A 16552-nucleotide genomic window follows, 5' to 3' on the forward strand; every position below is an offset into this window, starting at 1 on the left:
GATGCCTTACTTTGGGAAGCGAAGACCATGTACCAAGTTTCAGATGGGCCACAGTCCACGATCCATCCGTTACGAAGGTTGGCGATACTTTCTATGTCTTTGGCTCACACCTTCAAATTGCCAAATCGAGCGATCTGATGCACTGGACACAAGTGAATGTAGGGGTTTATAACAACAACCCTATAATCCCAAATATATTCACCGAGTTGAAAGAAACTTTCGAATGGGCTGAAACAAACACTCTCTGGGCACCCCATGTGATTCAGCTTCAAGATGGTAGGTACTACTTCTACTACTGCGCGTGCAGAGGTGACTCACCCCGATCTGCTATGGGAATAGCAGTCTCTGATAGCATCGAAGGCCCTTACAGAAACCTCGGGATAATTCTGAGGTCTGGATATCGCCCCGGAGAAGGAATGTGTGAAGAAGGAGTACCATACGATGCGAGGATCCATCCAAATGTTGTGGATCCGCATGTTTTTTACGACAAAGAAGGTAACCTGTGGATGGTTTACGGGTCCTATTCCGGTGGCATCTACATTCTAAAGCTCGATCCAGAAACCGGTTTTCCTCTTCCGGAACAGGGATACGGAAAGAAACTCACAGGAGGAAATCACAGCAGGATTGAGGGTCCTTTCATTTTCTACAGTCCTGATACAGGTTATTACTATCTCTTTCTGAGCTTTGGAGGGCTCGACTACAGAGGAGGATACAACATTAGGGTCGCAAGGTCCAAAAACCCTGACGGTCCTTACTATGACGCGGAAGGCCACAACATGACAGATTGTTACGGCCCATCGTTCCTGGAAGGAAACGATCCCTACATAGCACCGTTCGGTGTGAAACTGGTGGGTAACTTCACCTTGAGCGAAGGAAGTATCATAGATTTTCGCGCGTTCGGATACGTATCTCCGGGGCACAACTCCGCCTATTACGATCCGGAGACGGGGAAGTATTTCATCTTCTTCCACACGAGGTTCCCCGGCAGGGGAGAGACGTACCAGATCAGGGTCCACCAGCTCTTCCTCAACGAAGACGGTTGGTTCGTCATGGCTCCCTTCCCCTACGCGGGTGAAACTATTGAAGAACTGCCTCTGCAGGAGGTGGTTGGGGAATATCAGCTGGTAATACACGACAAAGAGATGACGAACGAGATAAGGAAACCCGTGAGAATCGCTCTGAATCCGGACGGAACTGTTACTGGAGCTCAAACTGGTGAATGGGAAAAGAAGGGACATTATATAACTCTGAAACTCGATGGAGAGATCTACAAAGGGGTGGCTTTGAAGCAGTGGCACTACTCCGAGAAAAAATGGGTGACAGTGTTCTCTGCTCTATCACAGAAGGGAGTATCAGTGTGGGGTATAAAAACTTCTGAGTAGCTAGGGGGTGTTTCTCATGAAGAAGTCCTTCTGGGTTGTAACTCTGGGACTCCTCATACTACTGGGAGCCTGCGCTCTAATCCAGCAGCCGGTGAGCTTCGATCCCTTCGCCGATGAGTCCCTTCTGGTTTATTTCCCATTTGACGGGACTCTAGAAGGTATCGTGAAAGGCGCCACAGCCACTGCTATCACCTGCGGGTCCACAATCGGCACACCAGGAGGAACCATCACTTACGTTGAAGGAAAAAAAGGAGAAGCCGCTGTCTTTGATGGAACCAGTGGAGTAGTGTTACCTGACGATATTGTAAACGACTACGATTACACAATCGCATTCTGGGTGAACATGCACGCCTTTACAGATCACACTCCGACAGTGTTCGGTTCCTCCGAAGTAGGGTGGATAAGTTACATGGTACCGAAACCGTGGTGGAGGAACCCAGGAGAACCGGCTATATGGTCACTTTCTGGTGAGCAGTGGTCTACTTATGAAATGGACACATTACTGAGTTCGAACACATGGTACCATGTAGCCATCGTTGTGGATGAAGGAAATCCAAAAGCTTATGTGAACGGTGCCACGGTCTCCCTATCATCGATAGAGGGCCTCCCACTACCTGATATCTTCACAGATGCCACCGCCACCATTGCGGTTGGTGTTAACTACTGGGACCCGCCCTTCCAGGGGATGATCGACGAACTCTTCATCTTCGACAGGTCCCTCAGCAGGTCCGAAATACTGACGCTTTACAATCTCGGTTACGGTGAATGATCAGGAGGTGGTCAGATGAAGAAATCACTGCTGGTGATTCTTGTAGCCTCCATTGTTCTGTTGACCCTCGCAGCCCAGTGTTTTAGAGCGGAATCAGCGGAATCGTTTGATCCAGACAGAGACGAAGCACTCACAGCGTGGTTCCCTTTTGACGGCGATCTTGCTGACAAGACAGGAAAGTTCGGATCGGGCAAGGTAATAGGAGACAAAATAGAAAAAGAAACAGCGGATGGAACGGTAGAATTCGTGGAAGGTGTTTCTGGACAAGCAGTCTATCTCGATGGTACGAAGGGTATACAGCTTCCGGATGATCTCATAAAAGACTACGACTACACCGTCTCGTTCTGGATGAAATGGGAAGGAGATATTACCCCGTTCACACCGGTGTTCTTTGGTGCTTACGATCCGAACAGCTGGATCAGTATCCCTCCTTACCATTCAGCGGTGGCTGGCGGATCTTTCCTTCTATGGTCCTTCAGTGACTACTGGTATGATGGTATTCTAAACGTTTCTTTCAAACCCGGTACCTGGTACCATGTCGCTGCCGTTGTAAACAACGGAAGAGCAAGAGTTTATGTGAACGGTAAATATGTTCTTTCGAAGATACAGATAAACGGTGTTGAAGATATGACAGGAAAAGTTCCCGACGTCTTTAGGAAGAAACCCGGTGGGATATTCACAGTGGGTGTAAACTGGTGGGATCCCACGTTCAAGGGAGTAGTTGATGATCTGAGAATTTACGACAGGCCCCTCTCGAAATCCGAGATTGAGGTACTCTATGGAAAGAGGTGATCATTATGAGGAAATATTTCTTTATCGCTATCCTATTACTTTCATTTGTGATCGCTGTATCAGGGAATATCAATGAAGGACTGATAGCATATTATCCGTTCGATGGAGATTTAGAAGACAAAACAGGAAATTTCGAAGAAGGGTATCTTGTTGGAAATAGGATAAATGTTCCGGCACTTGGAAATCCCAAGTTTGATGAAGGAGTGGTAGGACAAGCTTTGGTCTTCGATGGAAAAAAGGGTGTTGTTTTGGGAGATGACCTCATAACCGATTACGATTATTCTGTTTCTTTCTGGCTCAAAATCGAAGATTTCACACAACATACCACTACATTCTTTGGATGCTATGTAGACGAAGAAAACTACTTCTACTGGTTGAGCTTTGTACCATATGGCTGGAACAATGGAACCCTTCTGTGGGCCAGAGATGACAGGAAAAATATCTGGTTCGATGGAATTCCTCCATTCAATCTAGAAAAAGACAGGTGGTATCACGTTGTAATAATCGTAGACAAAGGAAAAGCACACCTGTTCATAGACGGAAAGGAAGTGCCTCTGAAAGTACAGATCAACGGACAACCTGATCCCAATGGACTGGTACCAGATGTGTTCTCTGTGGGGCCTGGTGGTGTATTCGCGCTGGGTGTAAATTTCTGGGATCCACCTTTCAAAGGAATGATAGACGAATTGAGAATCTATGATCGGCCGTTGACAGCTGAAGAGGTAAAGGAACTTTTCCAGAAAAGATAAAAGAGCCCCTTCGTGGGGCTCTTTTTTATTTTTTCAACCACACCGCCATTGCACCCGGTTCTCTGTTGGCCCACATATGGTAGGGAATGAGAGTGAACTCTACCGTTTTTTCCTTGACCTCAGACAGCTTTCTGTACAGTTTCCCCTCCCATTCAGAGATGTCCAGTGCTCTTCCAGTTCCTTTGAGGAAAACAGCTTCCCTGTCCAGTATCTTTCCTTTTTCTTCCTTCAGGCTCTCTGAGTTCAAAACCAGCGCCCAAACATGGAAATCTGGGTTATCTGCTTGTTCTATACAGTAGACAACGGGGCCTCTTTTCACTGCAACTTTTTCAAGGTCATCTCTCACGAACGGATGTGCTTCGATGAACTCCGCTTTCATAGGAAGCGAGAGTTCCACTGTGTGTTTTCCTTTCCAGTTCTGGCTCAATTTCACATAGCCGTTCTGTGGCTTTGCAGTCACCGTTTTTCCGCCCACCCTGAGAACAAAGTCGTCTGCCCAGGAAGGAAGCCTGAGATAAATGGAGAATGGTTCTTCAATGTCCGTTTTAATCGTGAAAGCTATTTCGCCACTCCATGGATAGTCTGTTTCCTGTTCTATCTCCACAACCGAACCTTTGAAATCAAGCCTGGCTGTACTTTTCTCGTACAGATGGACCTGAACACCGTCGTCCGATGTGGTGTACATGTATCCCGGAAAAGACGCTATGAATCTGGCAAGATTCGGTGGGCAGCACGCACAGTCGAACCATTTCTGTCTTCTTGTTCTCCCGTAGTCCTCCAGCGGGTTGAAGTAGAAATAGTGCTTCCCATCGAGGGATATACCGGAGAGAAGTCCGTTGTACAGTACCTGTTCCATCACATCTGCGAATTTCCCATCGCCCGTTGCAAGAAGCATCCTGAAGTTCCACATGAAGTTCGCTATCGAGGCACAGGACTCGGCGTAAGATCTTCTGTTTGGAAGTTCGTATTCTTCTCCGAAGGATTCCCAGTCGTGCCTGGAACCCGCTCCTCCTGTGATGTACATCTTCTTCGTTACGAAATTCTCCCAGAGTCTGTTGAGAGCCTGCCAGATCTTTTCATCACCTGTTTCAAGATAAAGATCGGTAGCACCAGAGCAAAGATACAGAGCCCTCACCGCATGGCCTGTGATCTCTTCTAGCTCCACAAAGGGTTTGTGGTCGATGAAGTACTCTGGTCCAGGATTTCTTGGGACGCTGGCAAGCCCTTTTCCACGTGTGTAAATGAAGTATCTTGCAAGATCCAAATATTTTCTGTCTCCTGTTTCTCTGTAGAGCTCTACAAGTGCCATTTCCACTTCAGGATGTCCCGGTGCCCCTTCCTTCTTTCCAGGACCGAAGGTGTTACAAATGTGATCTGCGAATCTTTTTGCCACTTCAAAGAGAGAGTTCTTTCCTGTCACCCTTCTGTGCGCAACAGCAGCCTGAATCAAATGACCTGCGTTGTACAACTCATGATTCCACGCAAGGTTAGTCCATCGCTCTTTTTTTCTCTCTCCAGAAAGATAGGTTCCAAGGTAACCGTCTTCATCCTGAGCAGCTTTCACCTCTTCTATCACGCTGTCAAGGATCTTCTCCAGCTCCGGAAGTTTCCTGTTCGCCAAGGCGAAGGACACTGCCTCAGCCCATTTGTACACGTCTGTGTCGTCGAAGGGAAAGAGAGTTTTGTAAGATCCTTCCATCTTGCCAGCGGCGATTCTAAAATTGTCGAGCCTTCCTGTGTTCTCCAAAAGATCGTACTGTGTGGGAAGAGTCACGTTGACGAGGGTTTCAAAGTATTTACCCATGAATCCATTTAACTTCACAGAACCAACGGGTATCGTTTTGAACTTTGTATAAGGGCTTTTGGAAACTTCTACGATTTTGGACATAAACGATATTCCTCCTTTTTATACGTTCTTTTTTATATATTTAGGTACGTACATTATTCTTTATTCTTTACGTGAATTTTACATTGCACGCTTTTGATGAATCAAGTATATTTCTGGATAAATATTGCATGTTATACCTTAATAGATACAAATATTTCCGTTTAAAAGCTCTTTTCTCATGTTTTCTCATTTTTTTCACAAACTATCCTTTCACCGCTCCGAAGGTGAGTCCTCTGATTAGATACCTCTGGGCAATAAGAGCAAAGACCACAACGGGAAGCATTGTGACTATACCGGCCGCGGAAAGTGGTCCCCATGCAACCCTCCATCCAGTGATGTATCTTCCAAGGAAAATGGGTAGCGTTTGAGCACGTGCATCGTTCGTTAAAACAAGGGCCAGAAGGAACTCTCCCCAGCTTTGAATGAGAGAAAGCACTGCGACCGCTGCGAGTCCTGGGGCACTGAGCGGAAGAACCACATAGAAGAACGTTTGAAAAGGAGTAGCCCCATCTACATAGGCCGCTTCATCTATCTCTCTTGGAATCTCTCTGAAAAAGCTGATAAGAAGCCAGACCCCGAGAGGCACAACTATGACAAGATGGGACAGAATGAGAGCCCACCAGGTGTTGATGAGTCTCAGTTTCGTGAATATCACGTACAGGGGAACGGCTGACACAATAGGTGGGAGCATTCTGATGGAGATGATCCACTCTGCCAGGAATGGACCTCCTACCTTGTATCGGGCAATAGCATAGGCAGCGAGGGCACTGATTACCGTTCCTATAAGTGCTACAGATACACCAACCACGATACTGTTTCTCAAGTACGGAAAGATGTTCTCAATAGAACCAGTTGTTCCACCGAAAACTTCTGTCTCTTTTGCTCCAAAGAAATTAGCAAGCGTGGGCTTTGTCGGAAAGAATCTAGGAGGCATGGTGAACCACTCGTCTGAAGGCTTAAAGGCCGTGATCACAAGCCAGTAAACGGGAAAAAGGAAAAATATCAAACAAACGGCGATCAGGATGTATCTCACAATTGTCAGGATTTTTTTCATCACTCTTCACCCCCAAACCCCAGTTGTTGTCTCATTCTCACAAGCCTGAACACTGCATTCACAAGGACTATCGCCACAATCAATAGCAAAACACTCAACGCAGAGGCGTAACCGATGTTCCACCCAAAAGAAATACCTACCTTGTAGATGTAGAAACTGTAAGTGTGGGTCGCAGATCCTGGACCACCCCAGGTTGTCATGAAGACAATATCAAAGGTCTTCAGACAGTCTATGATTCTCAAAACAAGAGCGACCAGGATCAAAGGTCTTAGAAGAGGAAACTCCACGTGCAAAAAGACTCTTCCCCAATCGGCTCCATCCACCCGGGCCGCGTCTATGAGATCCTGAGGTATCGACTGAAGACCTGCGTATATCATGAGAAAAATGAAAGGGGTCCACTGCCAGACGTCTATGATAATGATCCCCAGTTGTGCATAGAATGGATCTCCAAGCCACGAAATTTTGGGAACACCGAAGAGTGACAGGAACCAGTTCACCGGTCCAAAGGCAAAGTTGTACAACATCTTCCAGGCAACACCGGAAACCGCCGGTGGAATCATCATGGGAATGAGAAGGGAAGACCTGATTATCTTTTCTCCCTTGACGCCCCTTATCAGAAAAGCGATGAGAACACCGAGAACAAGTTCTACGGGAACTGCTATCGAGAGGAGCTTTGCGGTGAATTTCATGGATTCGATAGCAGTCGAATCTCTAAAAATTTGAAAGTAATTCAAGAGACCTATGAAGTGAGTCTCCGCACTCTTTGAAAGATCGTAATCTCTGAAAGAAGCCCAGATCATGAAACCAAAGGGATAGATTGTCATTGCAAGGAAAAGAGCGAGAACGGGAAGAACCATCAACCAGGGAACAATTCTTTTTCTCATGGCAAAAGGGGGCAGAGCGCCCCCTCTTCACCTCCTTATTTTCCAAGAATCTCTTCCCATTTTTTTGCAAGATCGTTCAGCGTTTCCATGGAGAGCGGGAGTTCTCCAGAGAGGATCTTGGAGAAGGTCTCAACGGTGATGTCTTCGAGTCTCGGTTCCTCTGGAATCCTTGGCCTGTGGGTCTGAGAAACGTATGTTACCTCGAGGGCGGGAACTCTCGGGTCAGCGGCCCTCACCTCGGGATCCTGGAGTGTTGAGATTCTGGCAGGAGCGACGGCGAATCTCAGGAACTTGTTCTTGTCAGCCCATTTGCTGGTGGCGAAAATGATGAATTTGAACGCAGCGAGTTTCTTGTCCTCGGGTATGAATTTGTTGATGCCGAGTGCCCATTGACCACTCACAGATCGACCCGGCATGGGAATGATCCCGACTTTATCTTCACCGAGTGTGCTCTTGAAGATCAGATACGGCCCCGTCCATTGAGGTACCATAGCAACGAGTCCCTGGTTGAAGTACTCAATCGTTTCACCGTAATCAGAGCCGAGCGGATCTGGACTGTAAGGCATGAGTTTTTTCATCATTTCGAGCGCTTTCAATCCCTCTTCACTGTTGAAGGCCGGTTTGTGATCCGCTGTGAAGTATTCACCGAATTCAAGATCCGCAGTTCCGTGCCTCATGATACCGAGTGGTGCGTTCCTGTACTCACCGAAAAACAGCAGATACATGTAGAAGAGTGTGTGGGTTCTCGGGAACATGAGGGCGATTCCGTAGTCTGTTGGAGAGCTCTTGTTGTATTTTTTGGTGAAGAATTCCGCTATTTCTACAACTTCTTCCCAGGTGGTCGGGAGGGTGAGTTCTCTACCGTATTTTTCCTTGAACGCTTGTTTTATCTTTGGATCTTCAAAGAGATCTTTTCTGTAATAGAAGAGCATTGTGTTGTTGTAGAACGGAAGCCCGACGAGTTTTCCCTGCCACTTTCCAGATTCTTCCAGAACCTGTGGGATAAAATCGTTCAAATCATAATCTTCTGGAACAAGTTCTGGATGTTGTTTCATGAACTCTCCAAGGTCAACCAGTCCGAAAGAGACGGCTCCAGTGGTCATCACATCGTAAGTGAAAGCATCGAACGATCCAGCCTGAGATCTGAGATCCTGCAGTAGTTTTGGATACAACACTTCCCACGAAAGAGGTACGATCTCAACCTGAATTTCGGGATTCTGTTTCATGAACTCCTGGGCAAGCCACTTCAGGGCGTCCGCGTTGTCTGGAGAACAGAGAACGGAGATTTTAACCGAGAAGATCAACGAGGTGATGATGAGAAAGATCAACAGTAAAAATCTCTTCATACAAATCCCCCCTGCCTAAAAATAGTGGATAACGGTACGTACCGATGGTAGTATATCATATCTGTCAACAAAGAATTATCTTATAGTCAATTAGTTAACATAAATCTCCGCAGAAACGGACATGATACGTATAAAGGTACGTACTTTTATGTTATACTAAAAGGATGAAACCATGAGAAAGGAGGTCGGAGAATGATAGATCTCAAGCAGTACGAGTTCTGGTTTCTCGTTGGAAGTCAGTATCTTTACGGTCTGGAAACCCTGAAAAAGGTGGAACAACAGGCAAGTAAGATCGTGGATTCACTGAACGATGACCCCATCTTCCCTTCAAAGATCGTTCTGAAGCCGGTTTTGAAGAGTTCTTCTGAAATCACGGAAATCTTTGAGAAAGCAAACGCAGACCCAAAATGTGCAGGGGTTATCGTTTGGATGCACACTTTTTCCCCATCGAAGATGTGGATACGGGGACTCTCTATAAACAAAAAACCCCTGCTTCACCTTCACACGCAGTACAACAGAGAGATTCCATGGGATACGATCGATATGGATTACATGAACCTGAACCAGTCTGCACACGGAGACAGAGAGCATGGGTTCATACATGCAAGGATGAGACTTCCAAGGAAAGTTGTGGTGGGACACTGGGAAGAGAAAGAAGTCAGAGAAAAGATCGCAAAGTGGATGAGAGTGGCCTGTGCGATACAGGATGGAAGAATGGGACAGATAGTCAGGTTCGGTGACAACATGAGAGAAGTCGCCAGCACCGAAGGCGACAAGGTAGAAGCACAGATAAAACTCGGCTGGTCCATAAACACTTGGGGAGTTGGAGAACTTGCAGAGAGAGTGAAAGCTGTTCCAGAGCGCGAAGTAGAGGAACTTCTCACAGAATACAGAGAAAAATACATCATGCCAGAGGATGAATACAGTCTCAAGGCAATAAGAGAGCAGGCGAAGATAGAAATTGCACTGAGAGAATTTTTGAAAGAAAAGAACGCTATTGCCTTCACCACCACGTTCGAGGACCTGCACGATCTTCCACAGCTTCCCGGGCTCGCGGTCCAGAGACTCATGGAGGAAGGATACGGTTTTGGTGCAGAAGGTGACTGGAAAGCAGCGGGATTGGTTAGGGCCATCAAGGTAATGGGAACGGGTCTTCCCGGCGGAACTTCCTTTATGGAAGACTACACTTACCACCTCACTCCCGGGAACGAACTCGTTTTAGGGGCTCACATGCTCGAGGTATGTCCAACGATAGCAAAGGAAAAACCACGAATAGAGGTTCACCCTCTCAGCATCGGCGGGAAAGCAGATCCTGCCCGTCTTGTCTTCGACGGTCAGGAAGGACCAGCCGTTAACGCATCGATCGTTGACATGGGTAACAGGTTCAGACTGGTTGTGAACAAGGTTTTATCCGTTCCCATAGAGAGGAAGATGCCAAAACTCCCAACAGCCAGGGTCCTCTGGAAACCGATGCCTGATTTCAAGAGGGCAACTACTGCATGGATACTCGCTGGAGGATCACACCACACTGCCTTCTCAACAGCCATTGACATAGAATACCTCATCGACTGGGCGGAGGCATTGGAAATCGAATACGTCGTCATCGATGAGAATTTGGATCTCGAGGACTTCAAAAAAGAACTGAGATGGAACGAACTCTACTGGGGGCTTTTGAAAAGATGAAAGAGGGGCGAAAGCCCCTCATTTTTTTGGATACGTCACCGACTCTCTCATAATGAGTTTTGGTTTGAAAACATATTTCTCAGGTTTTTCTCCATCGATCATCTTCAAAAGGATCTCGACTGCTTTCTTTCCAACTTCTTCCTTGGGATGTTCGAAGGTGGTCAGAATCTCTCTGAAATCACCTATGGGAGCATCGTCGAAACCTATAACTGAAACGTCCTCTGGTATCTTCAGACCCATTCTCTTTGCTGCAAGGAAAAACTGAAGAGCCGTTGCATCATTGTAGCAGAAAACCGCAGTTGGACGCTGATCCTTCGGTAAAGATAGAAGCTCAAAAGCACTCTGCATAACAATACCGGTGAACTCCGAAACATGAAAAGATTTCTCGTGGACTTTCTCGAAACCGAGTTCTCTTCCTCGTTTCAGAAAAGCCTGGGCTCTCACAACACTGGGAAGGTGTATCGTTTTATACAATACAGCCACATTCCTGTGTCCATACTGATAAAATATTTCCGCTGCTTTTTCTCCTCCGTACCAGTCGTCGAGAACAACACTTCCCACACCTTCTATGTCCCAGTTGGTGTGTACCAGAACTACCTTCGTGCCTTTTTTTGCCATGTCTTCTATCAAATCTCTGTTGGAACGTTTGGTGGCACTGTAGACAGGGTCTATTATTAGACCATCCACACCAACTTCCAGCCATTCGTTTATGATCTGTTTCTCCTTGTGGGGGTCCTCAGAAGCGTTTCCAAGAAGCATCTTGTACCCGTTTGCAAACAGAACCTCTTCGGCGCCGAGTGCTATATATGGAAATATGTAACTTGTGATCTGCTGGACAAGAATGCCAACGACCTTGTTTTTCTTTTCTATGTTCACAAACGTTCCAAGTCCTGGCTTTCTGATGACCAGGTTTTTAACTACCAGTCTTTCAAGGGCCTTTCTCACCGTTTCCCGACTGGCGTTGAATCTTTCCATTAACTCTTTCTCGGTGGGGAGTTTGTCTCCGTGTTTGTACTTTCCAGATTTTATTTCATCGATCAGAAATTTTTCAATTATTCTGTATTTTGGAAGGATTGCAAATCACCTCTCCTTTACCTGCCAATCTTCTCGACTATTTCTTTCGTATCCCTCGCTATCATGAGCTCCTCGTTTGTTGGAACAACCAGTACTTTCACACGGGAATCGAGAGTGGAGATTATGCCTTCCTTTCCTCTTATTGTTTCTTCGTTCTTCTGTTTGTCAAGCTTCACTCCGAGAAATTCCAGGTAAGAACACACATCTTCCCTTGTGATTGGAGAGTTTTCTCCAACACCGGCTGTGAAGACTATGGCATCAACACCGTTCATCGCAGCAGCGTACGCGCCTATGTATTTGGCGATCCTGTAGTGGTAGATGTCGAGGATGAGCTTGCACCATTCGTCTCCTTTCAAGGCAGCCTCTTCGATGTCCCTCATGTCGGAGCTGAAGCCCTTTGAAAGTCCGTAGACACCACTCTTTTTGTTAAGTATATCGTACATCTCCTGGGGGGATATACCTTCTTTTTCCATGATGAAGAAGGGAATTGCCGGATCCAAATCACCGGACCTTGTACCCATAACGAGTCCTTCAAGCGGTGTGAATCCCATGGAGGTATCGACGCACTTTCCATATTTCACAGCGGCTACTGAAGCTCCGTTTCCTATGTGACAGGTGATGATCTTGAGTTCTTCCAGCTTTTTACCAAGGATCTCCGCCGCTCTTTTCGAAACGTACCTGTGACTTGTACCGTGAAAACCGTAGCGTCTGATTCTGTGCTTCTCGTAGTATTCGTACGGTATAGCGTAAAGATATGCTTTCTGAGGAATCGTCTGGTGGAAAGCTGTGTCGAAAACAACCACATTTGGTACTCCTGGAAGGAGCTTCATGGCAGCTTTTATTCCCATGAGATTCGCAGGGTTGTGAAGCGGTGCAAGAGGTGAAACCTCTTCGATCGCTTTGAGCACTTCCTCGTCCACAAGCACCGATTCTTTGAATCTTTCACCACCGTGAACCACCCTGTGACCAACGGCATCGATCTCCTTTAGATCTTTTATGACTCCAAGTTTTTCATCGACCAATGTGTTCAATATGAGTTTCAATGCTTCCTCGTGATCCGGAAGTTCTCTTTCTATCACATACTTTTCGTCGTTCACTCTGTGAACGAGCCTGCTGCCTTCAATGCCGATTCTTTCTGCGATACCCTTACAAAGAACTTTCTCACCGTCCATCTCGATGAGCTGGTACTTTATTGAGGAACTTCCCGAGTTTATCACCAGTACTCTCATCCTATTTTCACCTCACGCCTTTCCGCTAGATCCGAATATTCTGATTCTCTCCTTGACGATTTCTTTCACCTGTTCGAAGACAGGTTTGAAGATTTTTCTGGGATCTATCTGAGACTTGTCTTCTGAGAGAACCTTCCTGAGATACGCGACGAAGGTGATTCTCAGATCGGTGTCTGTGTTTATCTTGTTGATACCAAGTTCTATAGCTTTCTTCAGCATGTCTTCCGGAACGCCTTTCGCACCGGAAAGCTCGGCACCGTATTCGTTCGCCAGTTTCACAATATCCTGCGGTACCATGGAAGCTCCGTGAAGAACGAGCGGTATCTGGGTGTATTCTTTCACTTTCTTCAGTCGTTCAAAGTCGAGCTGTGCTTCCCCTTTGAACTTGAACGCACCATGACTGGTTCCAATGGCTGGAGCTAAGAAATCCACTTCTGTTTCCTTCACAAATACCTTTGCTTCCTCTGGATCTACGAGCACGGACTCTTTTTCCACCACATTGTCCTCTATTCCCTTGAGTTTTCCGAGTTCCGCTTCTACACTTATACCAACCGCGTGAGCTATCTCCACGATTCTCTTCGTCTCTCTGAGGTTTTCCTCGAAGGGAAGATGTGAAGCGTCGATCATCACCGAAGAGTAACCCGCTTTTATGGCGGCCATGATGATTTTAAAGTCCCTTCCGTGGTCCAGGTGGAGTGCGACAGGAACCGAAAGTTTCTCAGCGTAAGTTCTCACCATTTCAACGGCAAGTTTTGCTCCTGTTTCTATATCGCCTTTTCCTATGTACTTTATTGCCCCTTCCGATGTGGCGACGATGACCGGTGCTTTTTCTTCCTCAGCGGCTTCAAGAATCGCCTGAAGGAATTCCATGTTGTTGAAATTGAACGCACCAACAGCGTATCTCTCTTTGCTGGCTTTTTCCAGAATTTCTTTTGTGCTCTTTACATAAGGCATTGTCACACCTCCTTCAATGTAAAGGCCGGGACAAGCCCGGCCTTCAATTATTTCTTGTTTTTGAGAGCTGCCTGAGCTGCTGCAAGTCTGGCAACGGGTACTCTGTACGGCGAACAGGAAACGTAGTCGAGTCCGATCTTGTCGAAGAACAGTATGGATCTCGGATCTCCACCGTGTTCTCCACAGACGCCAACTTTGAGATCGGGCCTTGTGCTTCTTCCTTTCTCTTTACCCATCCTCACCAGTTCTCCAACACCGTCGTAGTCCAGCGTCTTGAACGGATCGTGTTCGAGGATGCCCTTTTCAAGGTACTCAGGCAGGAACTTTCCAACGTCGTCTCGGCTGAATCCGAAGGTCATCTGTGTGAGGTCGTTGGTACCGAAGCTGAAGAATTCAGCTTCTTCCGCTATCTGATGGGCGGTGACAGCAGCCCTTGGAACTTCGATCATGGTTCCGATCTTGTAAGTGAGCTCGACACCAGCTTCTTTTATGAGAGCGTCGGCCGTTTCCTTGATGATCTTCTTCAGGTACCTGAGTTCGTTAACGTGTCCCACAAGAGGAATCATGATTTCAGGTATCACATCTATTCCTTCCTCTTTCTTGAGTTCGATGGCCGCTCCAATTATTGCTTTGGTCTGCATCACAGCGATCTCAGGATAGGTGATGGTGAGCCTACAACCTCTGTGTCCGAGCATCGGGTTGAGTTCTCTGAGATTCTCCACGACGTTCTTGAGTTCCTCAAAGGAGACTCCCATCTGTTCGGCAACTTCCTTGATCTGTTCATCTTCTTGCGGCAGGAATTCATGGAGAGGAGGATCTATGAGCCTTATGGTGACAGGAAGTCCTTTCATCACTCTGAATAATCCCTTGAAGTCCTCTTTCTGAAGTGGCAGAAGTTCATCCAGAGCCTTTTCTCTTTCTTCTTTTGTCTTTGCGAGGATCATCCTTCTAACCTTGGGTATTCTATCCTTTTCGAAGAACATGTGTTCTGTTCTGCAGAGCCCAATTCCTTCAGCACCGAATTTTCTCGCAATTTCCGCGTCTCTCGGTATGTCTGCGTTGGTTCTCACACCGAGTCTTCTGATCTCATCGGCCCACTGCAGAAGTTCTGCGACTGGTCCTTCAAGACCCTGTGGTTTTATTGTTGTTACTTTTCCAAGGAGGACCTCACCGGTAGTCCCATCGATGGAGATCCATTCTCCTTCTTTTACAACGACGTCTCCCACTTTGAAGTAGCCTTCCTCAGGATGGACTTCTATGGATTCTGCTCCGACGACTGCTGGCTTACCCATTCCTCTTGCGACAACGGCAGCGTGAGAGGTCATTCCCCCTCTGGAGGTCAAAATTCCCTGCGCAGCGGCCATTCCTCCAACGTCTTCGGGGCTGGTTTCAGGTCTCACAAGAATGACCTGTTCACCTGCTTTGCCGAGCTCCTCAGCTTTCTTCGCGTTGAAGACGACCTTACCCGTTGCGGCACCTGGAGATGCAGGAAGCCCTTTCGCGATGACTTTTGCCTGGGCCTTTTCTTTTGGATCGAACACGGGATGAAGCACCTGTTCGACGTCTTCAGGTCTCACTCTGAGAATAGCTTCCTCTTTGGTGATGAGTCCTTCGTGGACCATGTCAACGGCGATCCTGATAGCTGCCTGAGAGGTTCTCTTTCCATTTCTTGTCTGCAAGATGTAGAGCTTTCCTCTCTCAACGGTGAACTCGATGTCCTGCATATCTCTGTAGTGTTTTTCCAGTTTGTCCATTATTTCAAGGAGCTGATTGTAGACCTCTGGCATTCTGTTTTTCAACTCTTCAAGTTTGAGAGGAGTTCTGATACCTGCAACAACGTCCTCACCCTGAGCATTGGGCAGGAACTCTCCGTAAGGTTTCTTCTCTCCAGTGTTCGGGTCTCTTGTGAAGGCGACACCCGTTCCGGAGTCTTCTCCCATGTTTCCAAACACCATCGCGACGATGTTCACGGCCGTACCGAGGAGATCTCCTTCCTTGATTCCGTGAATCTGCCTGTACTTGATAGCTCTCTCGTTCATCCAGCTACCGAACACCGCATCGATCGCAAGCCAGAGCTGTTTCCAGGGATCCTGCGGAAATTCTTTTCCTTCTTCCTTGTAGATCTGTTTGTATCTTTCAACGAGTTTTTTGAGGTCTTCTGCATCCAGTTCGGTGTCGAGCTTCACACCTTTTTCCTTCTTGAGTTCTTCGAGTGCCTTTTCGAATTTCTCGTGAGGTATCTTCAGAACCACATCACCGAACATCTGAAGGAATCTTCTGTAAGCGTCGTAGGCAAACCTTTCGTTGTTCGTCAGTTTTGCTAATCCTTTCACTGTCTCATCGTTGAGACCAAGATTGAGAACGGTGTCCATCATTCCAGGCATTGAAATGGCTGCACCAGATCTGACGGAAACAAGGAGTGGATTGTTGGGGTCACCGAACTTTTTTCCAGTAACCTCCTCGAGTCTCTTCATTGCCTCTTCAACCTGTTCTTTCAGTTCTTCTGGATAAGTTCTTCCGTGGTCGTAGTAGTACTTACAAACTTCCGCAGAAATGGTGAATCCGGGAGGAACAGGAATTCCAAGGTTGGTCATCTCTGCGAGGTTGGCACCTTTTCCACCGAGGATATCTTTCATGTCCGCTCGGCCTTCTGCCTTACCGTTTGCGAAGAAATACACGTATTTCTTTGCCATCTTCTGACTCCCTCCTTTTCCTTTCGTATCCAAGAATTTATTATAAAATCAAAAC

The 16552-nt window shown here is 46.9% G+C and carries 13 protein-coding genes; 5 read left to right on the forward strand and 8 right to left on the reverse strand.

What is annotated here, in order from left to right:
- Nucleotides 1-11: 11 nt before the first annotated feature.
- The 4 genes from TRQ2_RS03395 to TRQ2_RS03410 are packed head-to-tail and all read left to right on the forward strand — an operon-like array spanning nt 12 to nt 3692.
- Nucleotides 12-1382: a glycoside hydrolase family 43 protein gene (locus TRQ2_RS03395; RefSeq protein ID WP_304411910.1), complete on the forward strand. Its 1371-nt coding sequence runs from the start codon at nt 12-14 to the stop codon at nt 1380-1382.
- A 16-nt stretch (nt 1383-1398) separates the two neighbouring features.
- On the forward strand, nt 1399-2151 hold the full coding sequence (locus TRQ2_RS03400) for a LamG domain-containing protein (protein ID WP_012310666.1): 753 nt from the start codon (nt 1399-1401) through the stop codon (nt 2149-2151).
- Nucleotides 2152-2166: 15 nt separating this feature from the next.
- Nucleotides 2167-2943 carry a LamG domain-containing protein gene (locus TRQ2_RS03405; protein WP_012310667.1) on the forward strand — a complete coding sequence of 259 codons (777 nt, stop codon included), beginning with the start codon at nt 2167-2169 and terminating at the stop codon, nt 2941-2943.
- A gap of 5 nt (nt 2944-2948) precedes the next feature.
- Complete coding sequence (locus TRQ2_RS03410; RefSeq protein ID WP_012310668.1) at nt 2949-3692, forward strand: LamG domain-containing protein; 744 nt, start codon at nt 2949-2951, stop codon at nt 3690-3692.
- A gap of 25 nt (nt 3693-3717) precedes the next feature.
- Here TRQ2_RS03410 and TRQ2_RS03415 read toward each other — a convergent pair whose 3' ends face one another.
- From TRQ2_RS03415 to TRQ2_RS03430, 4 genes are all read right to left on the reverse strand, one after another.
- The gene (locus tag TRQ2_RS03415) at nt 3718-5580 is read right to left on the reverse strand and encodes a glycoside hydrolase family 127 protein (RefSeq protein WP_012310669.1); all 1863 of its coding nucleotides are present in this window, start codon (nt 5578-5580) and stop codon (nt 3718-3720) included.
- Nucleotides 5581-5782: 202 nt separating this feature from the next.
- Nucleotides 5783-6634: a carbohydrate ABC transporter permease gene (locus TRQ2_RS03420; protein WP_012310670.1), complete on the reverse strand. Its 852-nt coding sequence runs from the start codon at nt 6632-6634 to the stop codon at nt 5783-5785.
- Entirely contained in the window at nt 6634-7491 is an 858-nt protein-coding gene (locus TRQ2_RS03425) for a carbohydrate ABC transporter permease (protein ID WP_238514478.1), read from the reverse strand. Before TRQ2_RS03425 ends, TRQ2_RS03420 begins: the two co-directional genes overlap by 1 nt.
- 62 nt (nt 7492-7553) lie before the next feature.
- Nucleotides 7554-8864 carry a sugar ABC transporter substrate-binding protein gene (locus TRQ2_RS03430; RefSeq protein WP_012310672.1) on the reverse strand — a complete coding sequence of 437 codons (1311 nt, stop codon included), beginning with the start codon at nt 8862-8864 and terminating at the stop codon, nt 7554-7556.
- 192 nt (nt 8865-9056) lie between these two features.
- Between TRQ2_RS03430 and araA the strand changes: the two genes are divergently transcribed.
- On the forward strand, nt 9057-10547 hold the full coding sequence (gene araA, locus TRQ2_RS03435) for an L-arabinose isomerase (RefSeq protein WP_012310673.1): 1491 nt from the start codon (nt 9057-9059) through the stop codon (nt 10545-10547).
- Between the two features lie 18 nt (nt 10548-10565).
- Here the strand turns inward: araA and TRQ2_RS03440 are convergent, their stop codons facing one another.
- The 4 genes from TRQ2_RS03440 to ppdK are packed head-to-tail and all read right to left on the reverse strand — an operon-like array spanning nt 10566 to nt 16497.
- Nucleotides 10566-11621, reverse strand: coding sequence for a GntR family transcriptional regulator (locus TRQ2_RS03440; protein ID WP_012310674.1), 1056 nt, complete (start codon nt 11619-11621; stop codon nt 10566-10568).
- A 17-nt stretch (nt 11622-11638) separates the two neighbouring features.
- A complete protein-coding gene (ackA, locus tag TRQ2_RS03445) occupies nt 11639-12850 on the reverse strand; it encodes an acetate kinase (protein ID WP_012310675.1) in 1212 nt (403 codons plus the stop codon).
- A gap of 12 nt (nt 12851-12862) precedes the next feature.
- Nucleotides 12863-13804 carry a class II fructose-1,6-bisphosphate aldolase gene (gene fba, locus TRQ2_RS03450; RefSeq protein ID WP_012310676.1) on the reverse strand — a complete coding sequence of 314 codons (942 nt, stop codon included), beginning with the start codon at nt 13802-13804 and terminating at the stop codon, nt 12863-12865.
- Nucleotides 13805-13851: 47 nt separating this feature from the next.
- The gene (gene ppdK, locus TRQ2_RS03455) at nt 13852-16497 is read right to left on the reverse strand and encodes a pyruvate, phosphate dikinase (protein ID WP_012310677.1); all 2646 of its coding nucleotides are present in this window, start codon (nt 16495-16497) and stop codon (nt 13852-13854) included.
- Between the last annotated feature and the right edge of the window lie 55 nt (nt 16498-16552).

The organism is Thermotoga sp. RQ2, assembly GCF_000019625.1.
GTDB classification, from domain to species: Bacteria; Thermotogota; Thermotogae; order Thermotogales; family Thermotogaceae; genus Thermotoga; species Thermotoga maritima.